This is a genomic window from Rossellomorea sp. NPDC071047, assembly GCF_050270195.1.
Lineage (GTDB): Bacteria > Bacillota > Bacilli > Bacillales > Bacillaceae_B > Rossellomorea.
Genome location: NZ_JBNNJT010000002.1, coordinates 736,841 through 756,316, shown reverse-complemented (window position 1 = coordinate 756,316; position 19,476 = coordinate 736,841). Strand labels below are relative to the sequence as shown.

The window sequence follows — 19,476 nt, the reverse complement described above, 5'->3', positions numbered from 1 at the left end:
ATTCAAAATCACCAATGTACTCTTGCGCTCTAAACCATGACGTCACTACTTTCCTTCCACCTGGTCAAATAAGCTTTCTCGATAAAATCCTTCCGGTCCCCATAAATCCTGATCACATCGCGGATTTCTTCCGCCAGGTATTTTTCATTCCGGTTATGGGCGAGGGATTCATAGCCGGATCCTCTTTGCAAATAATCAGATGACGCAACGGAATACCACTTCTCATCTTCGAGAGGAGCATTCCTAATGAGGATTTCCGATATTCTTTTACCATCATGAGTAATCTCTGCTCCAGAAACATGGAGCCTTCCAACGAATTTCCCCCGGAATCCCGGGCCTCTTCCATCAGCTAAACAAACTCCAGCATCCAGAGACTGCTGGATGGCCGTACGAATATACTTTCCTTGAATGTCAAAAGACGTTGGATTCAAGGGAGATGGACAGATTTCGACCAATTTTTTGTTGCTGATATGATCAAATGCACCAGCGTTCACTATTCCACTATTGATCAAGCCAAGATCACATTCCAACATGTCCTGCAGCCCGTCGGCGATTAAATTCGTGATTGGGTTCTCCGCAATCACATCATGCCAGAGGGACTGGTCGAGTTTATATAATGGCCTGCTTAATACGTCAATCGCTTTCTCTTTATTTTCTTTTAAAATGGCAACGACCTCTTGATCGATAGGAGAAGATCCCGTAGCAATCGTTTCCCCCCGGAGTAATTTGACACCATCCTTTGTTACATCCACTTCCACAATTCCAATGTACTCCCCATAACAACCTGCACTATTCATCACGGTCCCGTTCATAACTTTAGCTTGTGAATAAAGCTTGTGGTCATGAGCAGATAGGATGATATCGACTCCATCCAGTTCATTCGCCAGCCCATCATCCGCTGGTGTCCCTACATGATTAAGAAGAATGCAAACATCATAGTTTCCACGATTACGCTCTATTTCCTCTACGATTGCATTTTTATAATTGGTGATATGAACACCCAGACCGTCATTGAAACCTCCTAAGTCCGGAGACGAGCCTGTAATCAAGATACGTAAACCGTTTTTTTCCAGAATGACGCTTGGTTTCACCCCATTGGCCAACGTTTTATCTTTCCTATAAAGATTATTACTAATAAACGGTACGGGAGTATTACTTGCCATATGCTCAAGCGTATCGAATCCATTGAACATTTCATTGTTTCCAATTGTTAACGCATCATAGCCGACAGATTCCAACAGTTCGATAGCTGCCATTCCTCTCGTTCCTTGAAGCTCGACGCTTCTAAAATCAGCAAAGTCCCCCCCATCAAGAATAAGTGTGTTCTCGTCTTTATGCGCTTTAATCAAGGACGCTGCTCTCGAGAACGCATCAAAATGGCTGTGTAGATCATTGGTATGAATAATTTTTAATTTCATCTTAACCTCCAAAATGTTTTTCAGAAAACTCTCTCTTTTAATATTAAGGGAAAACAGCTATGTGTAAAGGATTTTTATGGAAATAAAAGAGCTTATCTTCCACGTAATGGGAGATAAGCTCTTCAGATTCCTTTATTCTCTTCGACCAGTTCTGTATAGACAACCAATCGTTCTACATAATTATGGATTTCCCTGTCAAAATAACCTGTGCACGTTATCAAATTAAGCATGCGTTTTTCACTGGGACCAAAAATGGTTCTAAGAGGCGCGTCATCTTTTTGATAAGCGACTTTTTCCCTCACTACAAATGTCAGGATTGCTCCATCTTTATCTTGTAAATGGATTTCATCCCCACGCTCAAGTTCTTTTAATTCAAAAAAAACAGCAGGCTTTTTCTCATCATCTACATGTCCTGCAAGGACGGCATTCCCTTTTTCCCCCGGTTGAAAGCCCGGTTCAAACCATGCAACATCCTCTCCGTTTTCAGGAAGTTCCATATTTCCTTCCTTATCAAGACCGAATTCTTTAATTGGTGCTTCTAAATCAAGCTTAGGAATTGATAGAGAGGTTGGCTTAATACTGATTATTTCTTCATTTGATGCATGATTTACAGGGCTGACGGGTTGAACAGGTTTTACAATCGTGGATGATTGAACTTCATTTTCCGTAACCGCTTGAGGCTCTTCGGCAGCACATGCTGCCAGAAGAGCCATCAAGGGAATAGACAATAGTAGCCTTTTCATTATTTTTGCAGTTTTCTACGAGATACAAACAGTAATGCTGCTCCACCTAATACTACTGTTGCAAGGACGATTGGAAGGGTAGATGATTGTTCAGCTGCCGCTCCACCCATACCTGTTTCAGGCATGCTGCCAGGCATCAGCGTATAATCTTTCAGGACAAGTACTTCCAATTGATCTGCTGTATTGATTGCGAACACGCTGTATACTGTGTTTTCTTCAAGCATCGTTCCAGACAGGTCCAACACTTGCTCTCCTTCTGGTGTTCTGATCTCTAAGTCATATGTTCCTGCATCTAATTCCTGATAATCAGTAATCGCTTTGAATTCAGCTCCACTGAATAACGTATCTCCACCTACAAGACCAACATCAACAGTAGGTGCATCAGGGGAAAGATGCCCGACGCGCACCTTAGTCATACCTTCTGTTACTTCCATTGAATCTTGTGCTACTACCAATTCCAGGTTTTCCACTGTATTGGCAGCCGCTACTGTGTAAGCCATTCCTGCTTCAACTGTTAAATCTTGAGAAATGACGGGATCTTCACTTCCCATTGTTCCCGCAGCATAAATTTCAACTTTGTGATCCCCTGCAGGAAGATTCATATAATCTGTTGCTGCTTTAAATTCTGCACCTTCAACCACTGCATTTCCATCCACATACACATCGACAGCAGGAGCATCGGGAGAAGCATGGACAATGCGCACCATTGCATCATTCTCAGCCGCAAACGCACCTCCAGCCAGTGATAACATTAACATGACAGTTGCCAAAATCGAGAAAATCTTTTTCATTTCTTTCACTCCTTTTGTGTTTTGTACAAGTTTTGTATTTTACTTGTATATAAAATGTATAATTAATAGAGAAATATATCAATCAATAAACTGTCAGGTTAGCACATTCAACTCTCTGAAGACATTTTCACTCACAAAAGGAAGACTATTTTCAATAAAGCACTTAAACTGATTACCATTGACACATTCCATCCGATGCAGATAAAATGTGAAATAATCATTTCAACAAATAATCTTATCCAAATACTCGTATAATATTGGAAATATGGTCCAAAAGTTTCTACCAAACTACCGTAAATGGTTTGACTACGAGAGGGAGCAGGGGCAGGAGTCCCTTCTCTTCTCTCTCTATGTCAAACCCCGGGTGATTCCCGGGGTTTTTATTTAGATAAGGAGAGGATTTCATGGGTACAAATAAAGATATATTGAAAAAACGAATTGCAGCTGCAAATAAAGAAAGCCTCGCAGACATAGTCATAAAAAATGGGAAAATAATAGATGTGTTTAATCTCGACATCATGGATGGAGATGTCGCAATTATTGATGGCATGTTCGTTGGAATTGGGGAATTTGAAGGGAAACAGGTAATCGACGCCAAGGGGAGATATATTAGTCCGTCCTTTATCGATGCCCATGTCCACATTGAATCCTCCATGGTCACACCATCCGAATTTGCGAAAGTCGTCCTGCCTCATGGGGTTACGACCGTTATTACAGACCCTCATGAAATCGGGAATGTAGCCGGAGAAGAAGGAATTGGATTCATGCTCAGTGATTCTGAGAACATTCCATTAGATGTGTTTACCATGCTTCCATCCTGCGTGCCGGCAACTCCATTTGAAAATGCAGGAGCAACGCTTACAGCAAAAGAGCTGAAACCTTTCTATAAGCATGAGCGTGTCCTTGGACTCGCAGAGGTCATGGACTACCCATCCCTCCAAAAAGGCGATGATTCCATTGTTGAAAAAATCACTGTCACTTCAGAGTATAGTCACAATATGGACGGACATTTAGCGGGGCTTGATACAAATGCGATCAATGTTTATAAATCTGCAGGAATTCGAACCGATCATGAATGCACCACTATCACTGAAGCTTTGGAACGAATACGCCGGGGTATGTACCTTCTCATTCGTGAAGGATCCGTGGCCAAGGATTTAAAATCACTTATTGGGGTTGTTAACGAAAGAAATGCCCGTCGCTGTCTATTCTGTACAGATGATAAGCACCTGGATGACTTAATCGAGGAAGGCAGCATCGATCACAATATCCGCTTAGCAATCAAGGAAGGTCTCGATCCTCTATTGGCGATTAGCATCGCCTCTTTAAATGCTGCTGAATGTTATGGGTTACACAGTAAAGGGGCAATTGCACCTGGATACGATGCGGATTTTGTCTTATTGGATGATATTAAAACGATCTCTATATCAGAGGTGTACAAAGAAGGGAAACAAGTAGTTGCACATGGTCAGTTTCTCGGCAACTCAATCGTAAAACCGACGCCAAAACCATCTCTGACTTCAACTGTTCATATTCCTGAACTAACTGAAAAACATCTCCAAATTGAAATGGGCGTTACAGAAGAAGCACATATTATCGAAATCATCCCTAACCACCTTAGAACCCATAAACTGATTGAAAGGGTTCAAGTAGAAAATGGATTCTTTATCCCTTCTATTCAGCAAGATCAACTTAAAATGGCTGTCGTTGAAAGACATAATGGGACAGGAAATATTGGCTTGGGGATCGTAAAAGGCTTCGGATTGAAAAAAGGGGCCATCGCTACCACCATTGCTCATGATTCCCATAATATTGTCGCAACCGGTACAAATGATCGTGATATCCTGCAAGCGATTGAGGCGCTTTACGAAATGAATGGTGGCCTGGTGATGGTGAGCGACGGAAATGTCATCGCCTCTCTTCCATTACCAATTGCAGGGTTGATGTCGGATCAGGGATTTGAAGAAGTGGTATCAGGGCTCCGTGAGTTGAAGAATGCGTTTATAGAAATGGGCTTCTCCGGGGACTTTAATCCGTTTCTGACTCTCTCTTTTCTCACTTTGCCTGTGATCCCCGAGTTGAAGCTCACAGATTTAGGATTGTTTGATGTTATAGGTTCCCGGCATATTGAGGTTGGGGTAGAGTAAGAACTTCAAAGAAATCGATTTTTTATAACATTAAGAAAGGAGATGTCTCCACACACCCGAGACATCTCCTTCTCTTTATTTACTTAGACTCTCTTCTTTTATATCTGCTTCTTCCTTTTCGCTCGTCACAGCAACTTCCTTGTCAGCCGACTCTGAAATTGCTGGCTGATAAGGTCTTTCATGGGATCTGTTTGCATATGACTTCAGTAATTCACCTACATCGATACCAGTCATTTCGCGAAGTGGTTCCTGCATGTCAAGCATCGTTCTGGTGATGCTTTTCCCAAAGGAAGGGACTCCCTGGCCATTACCGGAATCAATGATTTTAACAGAGTCAATATTGTTAAGAGGCTGGGCAATTTTCTCTGCGAAAACTGGCAGCATTTCGATAAGTTTCTCTGTAATGATGACATCGCCATGTTTCTCCATTGCTTCCGCTAGCAGTTTACGGGATTCTGCTTCCGCTTTACCTCTTTCTCTGATAACATCAGCTTCGGCAGAACCTTCTTCTCTTCGGATCTTGGCTTTCGCTTCCCCGTCAATTTCAGCCTTGCGCGCTTCCGCTTCCGCTTTACGAGTGGTTTCGTAGTATTCGGCATCGGCTTTCGTTTTACGAACCTTTGATTCTTCTGCCTCAAGCTTAACGGCACGTTCACGTTCAAGGAATTGAAGGGTTAACTCTTCTTCTTTCACTTCCTTGGTAAGTTTGGCTTTTTCCAACTCATAGGACTGCTCGGACTTTGCTCTTGCCCGCTCTGTTTCTTCTTTGAAGGCTGCGTCTTTAATGTCCTTCTCTTTTTTCGATTGGGCAATGGTAATTTGACGCTTATATTCTTCCTCTTTCGCTTCTTGATCGGTTTGGGCCCGGTGAATACGGGTTTCACGCTCGGTGTTTGCTTCTGCAATTTCAGCTTGCTTGCGAACTTCGGCGATACGTGGACGACCAAGATTTTTTAAGTATCCATTTTCTTCGTCTGCATCTCTTATGTCAGTTAACCCGAGTGACGTAATTTTGAAGCCCATGAGATCCAGCTGTTTCTGGGCGATTTCTGATACGTCAGCGTTAAATTTTTCACGGTTGCTGTTAATGTCTTCAACTGTCATTTTTGAAAGAATCGCACGAAGATTACTTCCCAGTACCTCGATGATTTCATCTTCAATTTCCTTTTGATCCTTACCAAGGAACTGCTCGGCATAGTTCGCAATACCGTTTAATGTGTCGGCCACCTTCACCATCGCCACGGCGTCTGCAACGATCGGTACTCCGCCATTTGTGTATACTCTCGGTGTCGATAGCTTTAATTGGAAGGATGTAAGATTAACAGGTGTGGATGTTTGGAAACGTCTTAATCTGTACCCTCCACCTCTGATGATTTTCATGGAACGCCCTTCCTGGTCGGTGAAAATATTCGTTTCCTTTTCAGGATCCCCCAGTTTAGGTCCTGTAATGATCAGTGCCTGGTTGGATCTCGCTGTACGATAACGAAACCTCATCCAGAAATAATAGGCAATCCCTGCAATTGCAGCAATAACCAGTACAGGAATCAGGAACATGAAAAATCCGATGACACTTAATGATCCTAGCATTCTGACAACCCCTCTCGACATTTTGTTTAAACCAGCATGAAATCTGATTTAATTTTAAATAAAAGTGCTAGCTACAATACTATCTACGAAAGAATGTTAGAAAAGTTTCAATAATTTAGGTGAATATCCTAATTTTATATAAAAGGCTGTTTTCACAAAGTTTGTTGCTATTGTAGAGGAGAGAGTAATAGTTGATTTCCGCTACAGGATGCTCGCTTTCCGCGGGGCTGGCGGTGAGCCTCCTTCCGCTCCAATCAACTTTCTGAGCATGAATCCTTAACGGAAAACAATTAAAACAAGAATTTTAGCAAACAACCTCTTTTAAGATGATTCCCTTTTGATGATTCCCTTTTAAAGAAGAATTCTGTTTTTTAGTTAGATTGTTTTTTGGACACCTTGTAGCTCTGTCACGAAAATTCTCGTGAAGATGGTGAGGGGAACTGCGTAGACTCCTGCGGAAGTACGGTCGTGCCGAGACCCCGGAAGCGAAGCTGAGGAGGCTCGGCCGAACGCTAGCTGCAAGCGAAGCAGTTCCCCTCACCATCTAGCACACACTAATTGACAGAGCCTTGCAGAACTTATGTTAAAAACAACAATCTTTGCGAAAAGAGCCATATAAAAAAACCCGAACCTTTAAAGGTTCGAGCATACAATCTACAACAACCAGCCGTGTATGGCCCCTAACAGGGTAAATATGATGAGATGATCTCCAATCGCGATAAGAAACATCCGTTTTGTCATAAGACCAAATAAAGCATTTTTCAAGTAGACAATGGAAATAAGAATTCCCATGAGTACACCTGTCAAAGCTCCTTCGACTATACCATTGGAACCGGTGGCTTGAACGAAAACCCCAACAAGAAGTGAGCTGATAAATGCAACAATAACAGCCACTGCATATTTAATCGGTCCAGTACTATCCTGATCCTTCTTTCCTAGTAAAATAGAATAATAAATTCCGCCGTATACCATATACACCACAGCCCCCGCCAATATCGCGAGCAAATTCACATTTAATTCCATCTCTATTCCTCCATTAATTCGGCTCAATGGCTAAAGCGATCGCTTTAATGTTACATCCAATATCGAGTGTTCCTTGTAGACTGATCATTTCCACAAGCTCAACTGGATTCCCCAGGTATCTGTATCCGCTTTTCGGCAACCAATAGCTGTAAAGTTCAGAATAGCATTCGATTAACTTCCCTCTTTCCCGGTAGTCGACAGGTTCATCGAATTCATAAACCACATGCTTACTGCCTCGAAATAGATAGAGTTCCTCACCTTCCGCGTCCTCTTGATTTTCGACAGCCAAGCGACACTCAACCTACTTTTTTCAGGTGGGGTAATATAAGGGTTGCTCTTTGGCACTCCGAATATCAAAGGACTCTTCTCTATGAGGTTCCTGGCATTTCCCCATCTGTATAGATCTTGCCAGGCTTCTGGAATGCCTTCGATATATGACCCGATATAGAATCTATTGACGGTTGAACACTCTGGAAAATGAGCGATCTTCACTTTCGATAAATCCAGCCATTTAAACTCATTATAGGATTCTTCATCCTGGAATGCTTTGGCTTTTGTGCTGAAAAGTTTAGATTTCTTGCTATTAAGATATTCCCGCGGAAAACGCTCTAAATAGGCACCTTCCCGCCAGCTTTTGGGGCTCGCTTTAAAGTAAGCATTAAAAGAATAGGTGAAATAGGATAACGATGAAAAACCACATATGAACGCAATTTGTGTGATAGGAAGCTGTGGCTCGTAGATGAGCATATGCGCTGCATTTTCCAAGCGCATCCTTTTCACATAACCTGCCGGTGTTTCACCGATCAGCCCTTTAAACAACCTCTGAAAGTGATAAGGGGAATAGGTTGATACTTTGGCTAACTGTTCTAAGGATAAATCTTCGCTTAGATGTTGATCGATATATTCTACTACTTTATCGATTTGGTTTCTATGTATTTTGTCTTGTGGCATTTTTCAGACCTCACTACCTTTTTGAAAAGCACTTGTTTATAAATTTTACCATAATCCTTCTCCTCACTCACTAAGGGTTATGATAAAATAAAAGCGTTCACAATTTAATCATTGCTCATTGGTGAAGATGATCTTTAGCACATTTTCTTAAAAGGGAAGTTGGTGAAAGTCCAACGCGGTCCCGCCACTGTAAGGCTGAGAATTCGTATGGATCCACTGTTTCGAATCGAAATGGGAAGGAATGCGAAATCGCTGACGCTGAGCCAGGAGACCTGCCAAATGAGAAGAACACAGAAGTTCCTACGGGAGATAGGAGGGTGTTGCGCTAATGAGACGTCACAAGGGGAATCACAGTCCTCAGAACGTTTACCTGGAATAGCCGCATCTTCTTTTTTAAAAGGAGATGCTTTTTTGTTTCATACTACAAACTGGGAGATGAGAAAATGGAACAAGCTTATTCAGTCGAACGTTCACGAACCATACAAACAAAATTGGTGTTGCCACCCGACACCAATCATATGCAGACCATCTTTGGAGGAAAGGTTTTATCCTATATAGATGAGATTGCGGCCCTATCCGCCATGAAACATTCCAGTTCAGTCGTCGTCACGGCATCGATTGACTCCGTCGACTTCTTATCATCCGCCACGGTCGGCGATGCTCTAAGCCTTGAGGCATACGTCACTTCCACCGGCAGGACATCAATGGAAGTGTATGTAAAGGTGTACTCTACGAATCTCGTAACGAGTGTCAAAACTCTGACGACGGAATCATTCCTTACAATGGTCGCCGTTGATGAGGATGGAAAGCCGAAGCCGGTGCCAATGGTCATTCCTCAAACGGAAGAAGAAACGAGACTATTCAAAACGGCTCCTTTGCGAAAAGAGCATAGAAAGAATCGCGCGCTTATTTTATAAACAATCTCTGAGTCACTAACTAATATAACAATAACACTCAGAGTTTTCTAAGCTCTGAGTGTAACTTTGGAGATTATTATCCCGTGATCCTTTCTTCCGTTCCAGGAATCATCTATCTAGTTTATCGTTTTGTCGAAAGGATAGAAGTCCTGAATGAGCTGGATGCAGAATAGAGAAAATCAGTATAGTAAAGCAGATTCCATTGGATTTGGATGTTTTTGCCTTCAGACCTCCGTCTTGTCCCCCATCTATAGAACAAACAAAGATATTTCCCTATAATGATAAACAAACTGATCACTCGGGGTGTACTATGATCGAAGGTAAATTAATTAAATTTCATCGAGAAGATTCAGGATTGACTCAGGAACAGCTTGCTCAGGGTATCTGTTCCACCACACATCTTAGTAAAATTGAAAGAGGCATCACAGAGTATTCAAGTGAAATTACTGATTTACTCGCAAGGAAGCTTGGAATTAAAATGGATGTTGAACGTTCCCGTTATCATTCCTTACAGGCTAAGCTATCGGGATGGAACGATGCGATTATTATGATTCGGACCAATGACATCCATCAACTTAAAGGGGAAATTGAAAAGGAACCTTTAAGGTTTTTATCTGACTTCATCATTCAATACAACCTTTTCCTGGCAAGATATTATTTATTTTTGAACAAGCATGGAAAAGCCAAGGAAATCCTGGGTATGTTCGAAAATAAAAACTATTCTCTATCCCCTTTCGAACAAAATTTATTGCTTCATGTCAAAGGGATCTACTATCATTCAACAAGACAATTTAACACGTGCATAAATGTATTGAAACAGATTGACGATGAATATCCCAACTCCGAATATTATTTTCATTTGGCATTAGCCTATCATTCCATTCATTCAAACACCTTTGCCTATTATTATGGGCAAAAAGCTTTGCAATTTTTCCAGAAAACATTAAATATCCTTAGGGTTATCGATTCGGAAACGTTAATTTTAATCCAATTGAATGCCAAGGAACCCTTTGATATGGAAGAAACAAAACAACAGTACGATAAGCTCCTCAGAGTCTGTGAATCAGTCAATTCAAACGATCGGGCGCATAAGATACATAATAATCTTGGATTCGAATATTTTAGGAGAAAACGATATTCTGAATCAAAGACATCCTATGAAGAAGCATTAAATCTTATCAATGACGAAACGCCGGCATCACATTATTTAGTTACGCTCAGTGGATATATACTTGCTTGCATGAAAGGGAATCTACTATCTTCCCGGGAACTCAATCACTTAGCGACAAAAGGACTGAATATGGCCACTCAGCATCAGGATCCAAGCTATGTATTCTTTGAGATTTACTTACTTACCATTAATGAGGATGAAAAAGAACTATATGAGTATATTGAACGTACAGCTCTTCCCCACTTCAAAAAAACGGGGAGCCAGTTGATGTATCAGCATTATGAAAGACAACTATTTTTATATTATGTGAAAACCGGGCAAACAGAGAAAGGATTCAGACTTGCATCTGATAAGATGTCTAATGAAATAAGTTATTATGAATTAGAGTGACCCTCCTATTGAAATGATAAAAGGACTGTTGAGTCTTTTTATCATTTTTTCTTTTTTCACATCGATCGTTGGCATTGCTCACAACCCCCATTCGCCATCATTTTTTTACATCTTTTCTCCTGAAACACCATTCAAAATCAAACAAAAATCAATGAAACCAGACTAATTAATAGTCAAATGGTCCCTAAATAAACCCCCATACAAACATGATAAATATGTATTTACAATAATAATTGTACTAATCTTTTGAATAATCTAACCAAAACAAAACAGAAAAGAGGTAGAAATGATGAATGGATCTTCCATCACAAAGAAATCGGCTGTGATTGCACTATCCACTGGATTACTGTTATCCCCAGTGTCGAACTACTCCATGCCAACAGCTACAGCTGAGGATTGGAAAGCAGAAACAGTTTTATCTTCCTTGACTGAAACACAAAGACAAGCCTTGCATCAACTGGAGGTAAATAACGTAGAGGGTCTCCAAGGATTTCAGTCGGGAGAATTGGCATCTGACGAAGAGATCTCCGTTATCGTTCAATTTGAATCCAAACCTGGACATGTGCAAGTATTGGAAGCGGCAGTACAAGGTAAATCACTAAAGAAAGCAGACGCCAAAGCCCAAGTGGAGAAAGAACATAAGATATTTAAAGAAGATGTTGCGAAACATCTATCTTCTAGTCTTGTAAAAGGGAAAAAGAAAGAGCCGAAAATCAACCAAACCTATAAAGAAGCGTATAACGGTGTCGCCATGACCCTTCCAGCTAATCAGGTAGAACAACTGCTTAAATCCGAAGCTGTTAAAGCTGTGTTTAAAAATCAGGCCTTTACGGTCGATCCCGTTAAAGAAGACCATCCAAATGATGTTGAGAGAGAAATCACAACATCTGTTGAAAGCATCCCCTATTTAAATGTAGATGAACTACATAAGGAAGGAATAACAGGAGAGGGAATCAAAGTCGGTGTCATCGACACAGGTATTGACTATAACCATCCTGACCTTAAAGATGCTTACAAAGGTGGATATGACTTTGTTGACGATGATGCTGACCCAATGGAAGCAACGTATGAAGATTGGGAGAGTACGAGTGAACCGGAATTTAGTTATACTGGCAGTTCCTATTATACTTCTCATGGTACTCATGTATCCGGAACCATCGTAGGACAAAACGAGAATGATAGTGAAGTATCCGTAGAGGGAGTTGCCCCAGATGCAGATCTTTATGTGTATCGCGTCCTAGGTCCATACGGAAGTGGTTACACAGAAGACGTCCTTGCCGGAATTGAAAAATCTGTGCAGGATGGAATGGATGTCATCAACCTTTCATTGGGTGCCAGTGTCAATGATCCATATTATCCTACAAGTACAGCCCTTAACTACGCCGTATTAAACGGTGTGACAGCTGTTGTTTCAGCAGGGAATGCAGGACCAAATGACTTTACCCTCGGCTCTCCGGGTACAGCTGCTTTAGCGCTAACAGTGGGAGCAAGTGATGTTCCTGTCTCGCAAACCACTTTTACCGGTCAAACGTCAGATGGTTGGTCAGCGGAAATTGTGAGTATGGCAAGAGGATTCGCACATTCCTTTGCCAGTTTAGAAGATCGATCATTAGAGTTGGTAGATGTCGGCCTTGGTTATGAAGAAGACTATGAGAATAAAAATGTTGAAGGAAAGATTGCCTTTGTTCAGCGAGGAAATTTCGCACTCAATGACAAAGTGAAATTTGCTAAGGAACATGGTGCCAAAGCCGTGATCATGTATAACAATGCTGAAGGACATGTAGGATATAATCTTGGTGAATCAACAAATTTTGTCCCAACCTTCTCTATGTCAATGGCTGCCGGGGAAGAATTAAAAGCTGCGATCGCAAGTGGAGAATCAAACTTCACCTTTACAAACTTAGAAGAAAACGTGACTGAGGGTGACCATTTAGCGGACTTCAGTTCACGGGGCCCTGTTAATAAAAGCTATGATATGAAACCAGAAGTCGTAGCACCCGGAGTCAGCGTTCTGTCGACCTTCCCTTCCTATATGATCGATCCAGAAAAAACGGATGACTATCAGTATGCTTACTCTAGATTATCAGGTACCTCTATGGCTTCTCCTTTCACAGCGGGAATTGCAGCTTTACTGTTAGGTGAGAATCCTGATCTCGAGCCTGCTGATATTAAAACCATTCTCATGAACTCATCTGATCCTTTGAATGGCGATTACAGCGTATTTGAGGTTGGTGCAGGAAGAGTAGATCCGTATCAAGCCCTTCACAGTCAGACAAAGATCCAGATAAAAGATGAAACGTTGCTTCCTAGCGGGGAAGAACTGATTGCAATCGATAATCCAACTGGGGGATTGAGCTTTGGTAATCAGGTAGTGGCTGAAGGAGCTCACCTCCGCGTTCAAAAAAGCTTTGAAATCACCAATAATAGCGATGAAAAGAAAACCTTTGACATAACATTTGAAGAAAATATACAGGAAGGAACCCTAAGTCTCAAAGAAAATGGGGTTAACCTAACTTCTGGCAAGTCCATTAAGGTAAATGGTGGCAGCAAAAAGACTTCAAATCTCTTCCTGACGATGCCTAAAACCGCTGCGAAAGGGATTTACGAGGGATACCTAATCGTTACGAACCGTAATGATCATACAGAAAGCTACCGTGTGCCATTTAGTGTGAAGAGATCGGAGGAAGGTTTTAATACCCTTGAATTGCTATCCCCTACCTATGCTTCTCCACACTATACGCATGGTTATGATCCATTCCGCTATCCTTGGGCACTGGTTGAGTTCAACCTGAGTTCACCGATGGAAAGCATGGACGTGATCCTGCAGGATGGGGAAACAGGTGAAGATTTGGGATTGATCGGTACAATTGGTTTACAGGGGGCCCTGTTGGATAACGATTATCTATTAAGGGCTTTCCAGGGTGGCTATTTCGCATTTACAGGCGATAAGAAAAATCCGGTTTCAGAAGAAATGACCATCGCCAAACCTGGACACTATAAAATCAAATACGCGATGACAGATCCAAAAGGCAAAGTAAAAACAAAAACAGAGCATTTCTATATTGATATTGATGGTCCTACATTCAAGAGTTCCCTGGATGGTGATTCCCCGTTCCTTGAATATCAACCAGGCCAGGAAACGTATCCATTTGAGATTGAAATTACAGATCCACTTATTGAAGATATGCAAGCAGCAGGAGTCGACGCAGATCAATCCAAAAACTTTATGATTTATTATTGGAATTCACCGTTCCCTTCCTCTCCGCTTTATATGGATGAGAGCGGTAAGTTTGTCGAAGAAATTGCAATGAACGAGAACGTGGATGCCCTCAACTTTAGAATGAAGGGGTATGATATGGCCGGAAACAACACTCCTGAGAAGAACTATTTCTTCATTAAAGAAGGTACACCGAATGCCTACCTGCAAACCGATGTCGATACCGTTGTAACAGGTGAAACAGTAAAGGCAGCTTTAGTACTTGATAATGTTGAGGATGCTAAGGAAGCCACCTGGACATTCGAAGATTACTACGGAAAAAATCCGGAAGTGATCGATGCCAAACTATCCGGGGAATTTTCAGATAGAGCGTCCTTGACACTTGAAGGAAATCAAATCAAAGTGACGTTCAACGAACCTGTTCAAACATTTGATCATAGTACCATTGTTGATGTTCAAGTAAAGCTTCAAGATGAAGTGTTCACTAAACAAGACGTTCTGGACCCAACAGTAACCATTACTAATTCTAACAACGAAACAATGAACCTATTGCATGCTGGTGCAGGATTCACTGTAAATCCTGACTTTAATTCAATAAAGGGATTCATAAGCCCTGAAGGATTCGATAGCGGGAATGGCTACAATGCCAAGAAGGATTGGACAAAAGCAGGTGCAAACGTAGAATTCAAAAACTCAACCGGGGACGTCTTCATTCCATCCTCCATTACGGATAATGGTGAGTACTCCATCGGGAAACTTCCATTAAATAAAGACCCTTATGAGATAACGGTGACTCTTCCTGGTCACTTCTTAACTAAGAAGTATAATGAGAAAATCGGATATGAGTACAATGGGGAGCTTTATGGAAAATATCATAGAATGAGCAATATGAAACCCGTTGGAGGAGACGTCAACCAGGATAACGTCATCGACATTCAGGATGCCATCGCCATTCAGGATGCCTGGAATACAAATGATCGTGCTGCCGACATCAATTTCGATGAAGTGGTGGATGCGAACGATATGAAGTTTGTTCAAAAGAATTATTTATTACAGAATGAGCATGTCAAGGATGCCCCTGCTCCAGTTGAATCAGCCGACGGAAAAACGTTGGATTCGATTTTAGAGGAATTAGGACTGAACTAAAGATCATGCCAGAATTTATAGGAATGAACCCTCATTTCATCAGGGTTCATTCCTTTCTGCTTTGAATAATACTACAAATCACCCATCTTACATACAAATGAATGGATACCTTATATACTTCCGCTTGAAGGAGAGTGCTTCATGTATAAATATTATCAGCCTTATGATCGTAACCAGGGCATGAATGTTAATACTTCCTATACCACTTTGATTGATCCTTTCGTAGTCAGTAGGCTGCAGTCCGTTATGGGAAAAATGCTCATTGTGGAGACCACGAAAGACACGATTCGAGGCGACTTGATTGAGGTTCAACCAGATCATATTTCCCTAAAAGCTGGTGACTCTGTATTTTACGTAAGGATTCAACAGATCGTTTCCATTATGCCTGTGTAATCCATTTGCCCAATAGGCAACTTCGCGAATCTTGGGTTCAACTTCCCCTTCCCTCCGTCATATACTACCACTGAGAGGAGGTATGACAGAATGGATCGTTTTATTCTTTTGTTAGTAGCGGGTATTTTATCCGGGTTTGCATTGTTGAAAGTTCCTTTAGCAGGGACGTTTTTAGCAAGCATTGCCCCGGTAACGGACGTCATTGGCATATTGGCAATTCTCATATTCTCACTTTTCCTAATATATAAAGGCGTCATGGAAATACTCCGGAAGTAAAAATATTGACTCAGATTTTTTTCTGAGTCTTTTTTTATGCTTATTCTTCAAACCAGATGTTCAGAAATTTTTTATAGCCCTCATGATCGATTTCCTCTTTTGTCAGCTCTCCATCCTTCCAATGTGTAAAGGACGTATCGGTTAACGTTACATTCCCGTCATCAGTCCTTCTGGTCAGCAATGGATGCTTGTTAAAAGGGGAATCTGAATGTTTGGCAATAATCGTTTGAATGTCATTCAATAGAGTGACATCCTTTATGTGATCCCTTGAATCGAAAGCATATCCTGTTTTCCATCCCGAATGCTTATGCTTTAATTTCATTTCAAGAATATAATCTCCATGGGGACTGACGGCCTCTTTCACTCTAAACTCACCATTTGAAGAGACAACCACTTCTCCAGATAATGGTACTGGTTTTAACGGGAGATTTCCTCCAAAACCGGTATCAATCACATATGTTGTATCTTTATGAGAGACTAAAATGACTACATGGGTTCTTCCTATCGTCTGGAACTGCTCTTTCTCTTGATTGTAAACAACTCCACGAGCAAGAACCGCATCGAATTGATTTTCAATCAAAAATAAATAAAATAATGAATTGAGTTCATAACATAGACCACCTTCGTTCTTCACGAGCATTTTATTCAATAGATTCTCTTTGGTAAGATCGGTGAATGTATTTTTGATAACACATAGATTTTCGAATGGGATGCTTTTAGCTGTTTCTTCTAAGATGGTATCTAATTGTTGAAAGGTTATTTTAGCTTGAATTGGATAATGTATTCTTTTGCGAAATAATGTATTAAGTTCGGTGATGGTGAGCCCTCCACTTCTTAACATCAGTCTACAATATGCTGTATCTGTATATTATCTACACTCTATAAGAAAAACAACTGTATGCCACTGTCACAGTTGAATTCGTAACTTCCGAGACTGGGCACGGGATACACAAGACAGAATCGAGCGATGGTCATTCCGTTCTTCCTCACTCAGAAAGGAATCAGCATGATCGACTTTTCCCTCTAACACTTTTAATTCACACGTCCCGCACCGGCCGGCCCGACAGGAATAGGGGGCCTTGATCCCCGACTCGAGCAGTGCCTCTAACAAAGTCTCATTTTCTGAAACAGAAACGATTTGACCATTCGTTAATTCCACTTTAAACCTTCTCCGTGTTAATGTTTGTGGAGGAGTGAATCGTTCGTAATGAACACTCAATGAAGGATATCCGATTTCCAGGGCACTTCTGGTAAACTCTTCTATAAATCGAGGAGGACCACAGAAATAAACGTGGGTTCCCACTCTGTGTTCCCAAAGACTTGCATCTGTTAATCTCTTTTCTTTTGAAAAATAAAAGTGAGTCTGCTTAGGATAGGTTTCTGTAAGAAAGGAGTAGAAAGGACAAGCCTCTCTCGATTTCGCTGCATAATGGAGTTCGAAGGTCCGTCCCTCCTCCTTAAGCTCTGCCATCATGGACAGGTAAGGGGTAATGCCGATTCCCGCTGCATAGAATACATGATGTTTTGCTTTAAAACTCAATGGGAAATGGTTTTGTGGAAATCCCACTTGTAAGGTATCCCCCACTTTCATCCGTTCATGCCAATACAGAGATCCTCCCTGGGACGTTTCATTTAGACGGATGGCGATTTGATAGGAGGCTGTTTGACCAGGTGGATTCGTTAAGGAGTACGATCTGGCAATGAATTGTCCATCCAGTTCAACATATGTAGTGATATGGGATCCCCCGCTAAAATAAGGAAGGGGTTCATTATGTTCATGAACAAGCGTAAAACTCTTAACATGAGGGGTTTCCTGATGTATGGACCTGACCTGGACAGGGATGGTTTTATGAAAATTCATCTTCTATCACTCCCGGTTTCTAAGGTAACGTAACCGAGGAATGACCCTCGTAAGGGAGAGTAATGGTTGGAAACGGACAGCTTTAAGTGGCAATGGGAACAGGTCGTCATAAGTTTGTACAGTTTTCCTCTATCAATCTTTGTTTTCTGGTGACATTTGCAACAGAACACATCGATCAATCTGATTCCGTGACCAATAAACTGCATCTCCTCTTCAGAAAAACCATATTCCATAGCCAGGTGCTTGAAATCTTCCAGCTTACTCCACTCCATTGCTATGTAAAGATAAGTGCCCATCTTCTGATTTCGCAACCACATTGAGATATCGGTATCTTCCTTTTCACCCAGGAAAACCACTTCAAAGGAGACATTCTCCTCCATTACTTTATTAATGATGGGAGTCAGACGTTTCATCCCCTTTTGATCACAACAAAATAAGTACTTTCGCTTGCTCGTGACGAACGCTGGCTTTTTCTCGCCCTTCATTTCTTCACCCGCTTCCCGTTCAAATACTCGATGACAACATCTTTAAATAAGGAAATCCCTTTGTAATCAGAGATATGTGAAGGAAGCTCCTGCAGGATCTGATAAAACTCCTCGGTCCATTCCGGATTTCGAGCGAACTTTTCCAGTGAGAGAAGGTGGGTATGAATCGTGAACAGTAATCCGTTCGAGCCCGGTAAACGGAACAATTTCTGTACCTCTACCCGCAAATGAACGAATTCACCCGCATTTTCCACCGTAACCTGCCTTCTGTCCTTCCCCCACTGATCAAAGGTTTCAAGTGAAGTATCCAAGCGATTTCCCGCCATTAACGACCAATTCCTCCTGACCCATGGGTCTCCGGCTTCCATACGCATTAAAAATGTCAAAATCCGCTGATCCAAGCCTTCTTCTTTAAAACCCGGAATCGGCTTATGAATCTCCTTAAAACTCATTCCTGTATTAAACGCAAGGGACCAATTAGCAGGAAAACAAAGCTGTCCCGCATCCAAGTATAAATCCCCATCCCGCTGCATCATCAATATTAGATCCTCTTGTACATGTCGACCGATAAAATCGAGTGGTTCCATGGATAAAATGGTTTCATCCCCGAGTGAAAAAGTTGTTTGTTCATTTAGAATGTGATTGTGGAATGTCCATTTCCCCTCATTTTTTTCAAGGGAAAACTGTTGAGGATAGCACGTAGTGAGATGTTGAATGACCAGCTCTACTATTTCCCATTGAGCTTTCAAAGTATGCCACCGGGACTGAAAGCACCGCTCGGGATGATGCGTAAGCAAATCCCGTTTAAGCTTGATTTCTTTTTGATAAGACGATGTAATCTCCACACTGCTCGGCTCATCCAAAGGAACCGAATTATTCGAATACCGATATACCTCCCCCTTAAAGGGATAAGGAAACGAATCCACTTTCACCATAAAACCACACCTTTGTCCGAAAATT

General features: G+C 41.5%; 17 protein-coding genes and 2 riboswitches. Of the genes, 6 read left to right on the top strand and 11 right to left on the bottom strand.

Annotated features, from left to right (window positions below; genetic code table 11):
- Positions 1-29: 29 nt before the first annotated feature.
- From ACQKFO_RS11655 to ACQKFO_RS11645, 3 genes are all read right to left on the bottom strand, one after another.
- Positions 30-1,418, bottom strand: a complete 1,389-nt coding sequence (locus ACQKFO_RS11655) for a bifunctional metallophosphatase/5'-nucleotidase (protein ID WP_427598810.1) — start codon at positions 1,416-1,418, stop codon at positions 30-32.
- A gap of 122 nt (positions 1,419-1,540) precedes the next feature.
- Positions 1,541-2,146 carry a class F sortase gene (locus tag ACQKFO_RS11650; protein ID WP_427598809.1) on the bottom strand — a complete coding sequence of 202 codons (606 nt, stop codon included), beginning with the start codon at positions 2,144-2,146 and terminating at the stop codon, positions 1,541-1,543.
- A gap of 14 nt (positions 2,147-2,160) precedes the next feature.
- Positions 2,161-2,952 carry a DUF4397 domain-containing protein gene (locus tag ACQKFO_RS11645; protein ID WP_427598808.1) on the bottom strand — a complete coding sequence of 264 codons (792 nt, stop codon included), beginning with the start codon at positions 2,950-2,952 and terminating at the stop codon, positions 2,161-2,163.
- A 227-nt stretch (positions 2,953-3,179) separates the two neighbouring features.
- Positions 3,180-3,281, top strand: a riboswitch (purine riboswitch).
- Positions 3,282-3,356: 75 nt separating this feature from the next.
- Between ACQKFO_RS11645 and ade the strand changes: the two genes are divergently transcribed.
- Positions 3,357-5,099, top strand: a complete 1,743-nt coding sequence (ade, locus tag ACQKFO_RS11640) for an adenine deaminase (protein WP_427598807.1) — start codon at positions 3,357-3,359, stop codon at positions 5,097-5,099.
- Between the two features lie 75 nt (positions 5,100-5,174).
- Here the strand turns inward: ade and ACQKFO_RS11635 are convergent, their stop codons facing one another.
- From ACQKFO_RS11635 to ACQKFO_RS11620, 4 genes are all read right to left on the bottom strand, one after another.
- A complete protein-coding gene (locus ACQKFO_RS11635; protein WP_427598805.1) occupies positions 5,175-6,686 on the bottom strand; it encodes a flotillin family protein in 1,512 nt (503 codons plus the stop codon).
- Between the two features lie 654 nt (positions 6,687-7,340).
- Entirely contained in the window at positions 7,341-7,709 is a 369-nt protein-coding gene (locus tag ACQKFO_RS11630; RefSeq protein ID WP_427598804.1) for a DUF1761 domain-containing protein, read from the bottom strand.
- Positions 7,710-7,722: 13 nt separating this feature from the next.
- The gene (locus tag ACQKFO_RS11625) at positions 7,723-7,932 is read right to left on the bottom strand and encodes a hypothetical protein (RefSeq protein ID WP_427598803.1); all 210 of its coding nucleotides are present in this window, start codon (positions 7,930-7,932) and stop codon (positions 7,723-7,725) included.
- The gene (locus ACQKFO_RS11620) at positions 7,881-8,660 is read right to left on the bottom strand and encodes a helix-turn-helix domain-containing protein (protein WP_427598801.1); all 780 of its coding nucleotides are present in this window, start codon (positions 8,658-8,660) and stop codon (positions 7,881-7,883) included. The genes ACQKFO_RS11625 and ACQKFO_RS11620 overlap by 52 nt, the downstream gene beginning before the upstream one ends.
- 103 nt (positions 8,661-8,763) lie before the next feature.
- Positions 8,764-8,954, top strand: a riboswitch (cobalamin riboswitch).
- A 149-nt stretch (positions 8,955-9,103) separates the two neighbouring features.
- On the opposite strand from ACQKFO_RS11620, the gene ACQKFO_RS11615 reads away from it, so the two are divergent.
- The 5 genes from ACQKFO_RS11615 (at position 9,104) to ACQKFO_RS11595 (ending at position 16,170) form a co-directional block, all read left to right on the top strand.
- Positions 9,104-9,577, top strand: coding sequence for an acyl-CoA thioesterase (locus ACQKFO_RS11615; protein ID WP_427598800.1), 474 nt, complete (start codon positions 9,104-9,106; stop codon positions 9,575-9,577).
- A 310-nt stretch (positions 9,578-9,887) separates the two neighbouring features.
- Positions 9,888-11,138: a helix-turn-helix domain-containing protein gene (locus tag ACQKFO_RS11610; RefSeq protein ID WP_427598798.1), complete on the top strand. Its 1,251-nt coding sequence runs from the start codon at positions 9,888-9,890 to the stop codon at positions 11,136-11,138.
- A 286-nt stretch (positions 11,139-11,424) separates the two neighbouring features.
- The gene (locus ACQKFO_RS11605) at positions 11,425-15,501 is read left to right on the top strand and encodes a S8 family serine peptidase (protein WP_427598797.1); all 4,077 of its coding nucleotides are present in this window, start codon (positions 11,425-11,427) and stop codon (positions 15,499-15,501) included.
- A gap of 141 nt (positions 15,502-15,642) precedes the next feature.
- Positions 15,643-15,894: a YuzF family protein gene (locus tag ACQKFO_RS11600; protein ID WP_427598796.1), complete on the top strand. Its 252-nt coding sequence runs from the start codon at positions 15,643-15,645 to the stop codon at positions 15,892-15,894.
- 90 nt (positions 15,895-15,984) lie between these two features.
- Complete coding sequence (locus ACQKFO_RS11595; RefSeq protein ID WP_427598795.1) at positions 15,985-16,170, top strand: hypothetical protein; 186 nt, start codon at positions 15,985-15,987, stop codon at positions 16,168-16,170.
- A gap of 40 nt (positions 16,171-16,210) precedes the next feature.
- Here ACQKFO_RS11595 and ACQKFO_RS11590 read toward each other — a convergent pair whose 3' ends face one another.
- From ACQKFO_RS11590 to ACQKFO_RS11575, 4 genes are all read right to left on the bottom strand, one after another.
- Positions 16,211-16,987: an arylamine N-acetyltransferase family protein gene (locus ACQKFO_RS11590; protein WP_427598911.1), complete on the bottom strand. Its 777-nt coding sequence runs from the start codon at positions 16,985-16,987 to the stop codon at positions 16,211-16,213.
- 90 nt (positions 16,988-17,077) lie between these two features.
- On the bottom strand, positions 17,078-18,031 hold the full coding sequence (locus ACQKFO_RS11585; RefSeq protein ID WP_427598794.1) for a PDR/VanB family oxidoreductase: 954 nt from the start codon (positions 18,029-18,031) through the stop codon (positions 17,078-17,080).
- The gene (locus ACQKFO_RS11580) at positions 18,028-18,516 is read right to left on the bottom strand and encodes a dimethylamine monooxygenase subunit DmmA family protein (protein ID WP_427598793.1); all 489 of its coding nucleotides are present in this window, start codon (positions 18,514-18,516) and stop codon (positions 18,028-18,030) included. The genes ACQKFO_RS11585 and ACQKFO_RS11580 overlap by 4 nt, the downstream gene beginning before the upstream one ends.
- Complete coding sequence (locus tag ACQKFO_RS11575; protein WP_427598792.1) at positions 18,513-19,451, bottom strand: heme-dependent oxidative N-demethylase family protein; 939 nt, start codon at positions 19,449-19,451, stop codon at positions 18,513-18,515. The genes ACQKFO_RS11580 and ACQKFO_RS11575 overlap by 4 nt, the downstream gene beginning before the upstream one ends.
- Positions 19,452-19,476 lie beyond the last annotated feature (25 nt).

Coding starts and splice junctions, on each gene's coding strand:
- ACQKFO_RS11615 (WP_427598800.1), top strand. CDS start 9,104: ATGGAACAAGCTTATTCAGTCGAACGTTCACGAACCATACAAACAAAA.
- ACQKFO_RS11635 (WP_427598805.1), bottom strand. CDS start 6,686: ATGCTAGGATCATTAAGTGTCATCGGATTTTTCATGTTCCTGATTCCT.
- ACQKFO_RS11620 (WP_427598801.1), bottom strand. CDS start 8,660: ATGCCACAAGACAAAATACATAGAAACCAAATCGATAAAGTAGTAGAA.
- ACQKFO_RS11585 (WP_427598794.1), bottom strand. CDS start 18,031: ATGAATTTTCATAAAACCATCCCTGTCCAGGTCAGGTCCATACATCAG.
- ACQKFO_RS11600 (WP_427598796.1), top strand. CDS start 15,643: ATGTATAAATATTATCAGCCTTATGATCGTAACCAGGGCATGAATGTT.
- ACQKFO_RS11610 (WP_427598798.1), top strand. CDS start 9,888: ATGATCGAAGGTAAATTAATTAAATTTCATCGAGAAGATTCAGGATTG.
- ACQKFO_RS11645 (WP_427598808.1), bottom strand. CDS start 2,952: ATGAAAAAGATTTTCTCGATTTTGGCAACTGTCATGTTAATGTTATCA.
- ade (WP_427598807.1), top strand. CDS start 3,357: ATGGGTACAAATAAAGATATATTGAAAAAACGAATTGCAGCTGCAAAT.
- ACQKFO_RS11655 (WP_427598810.1), bottom strand. CDS start 1,418: ATGAAATTAAAAATTATTCATACCAATGATCTACACAGCCATTTTGAT.
- ACQKFO_RS11595 (WP_427598795.1), top strand. CDS start 15,985: ATGGATCGTTTTATTCTTTTGTTAGTAGCGGGTATTTTATCCGGGTTT.
- ACQKFO_RS11580 (WP_427598793.1), bottom strand. CDS start 18,516: ATGAAGGGCGAGAAAAAGCCAGCGTTCGTCACGAGCAAGCGAAAGTAC.
- ACQKFO_RS11575 (WP_427598792.1), bottom strand. CDS start 19,451: ATGGTGAAAGTGGATTCGTTTCCTTATCCCTTTAAGGGGGAGGTATAT.
- ACQKFO_RS11605 (WP_427598797.1), top strand. CDS start 11,425: ATGATGAATGGATCTTCCATCACAAAGAAATCGGCTGTGATTGCACTA.
- ACQKFO_RS11630 (WP_427598804.1), bottom strand. CDS start 7,709: ATGGAATTAAATGTGAATTTGCTCGCGATATTGGCGGGGGCTGTGGTG.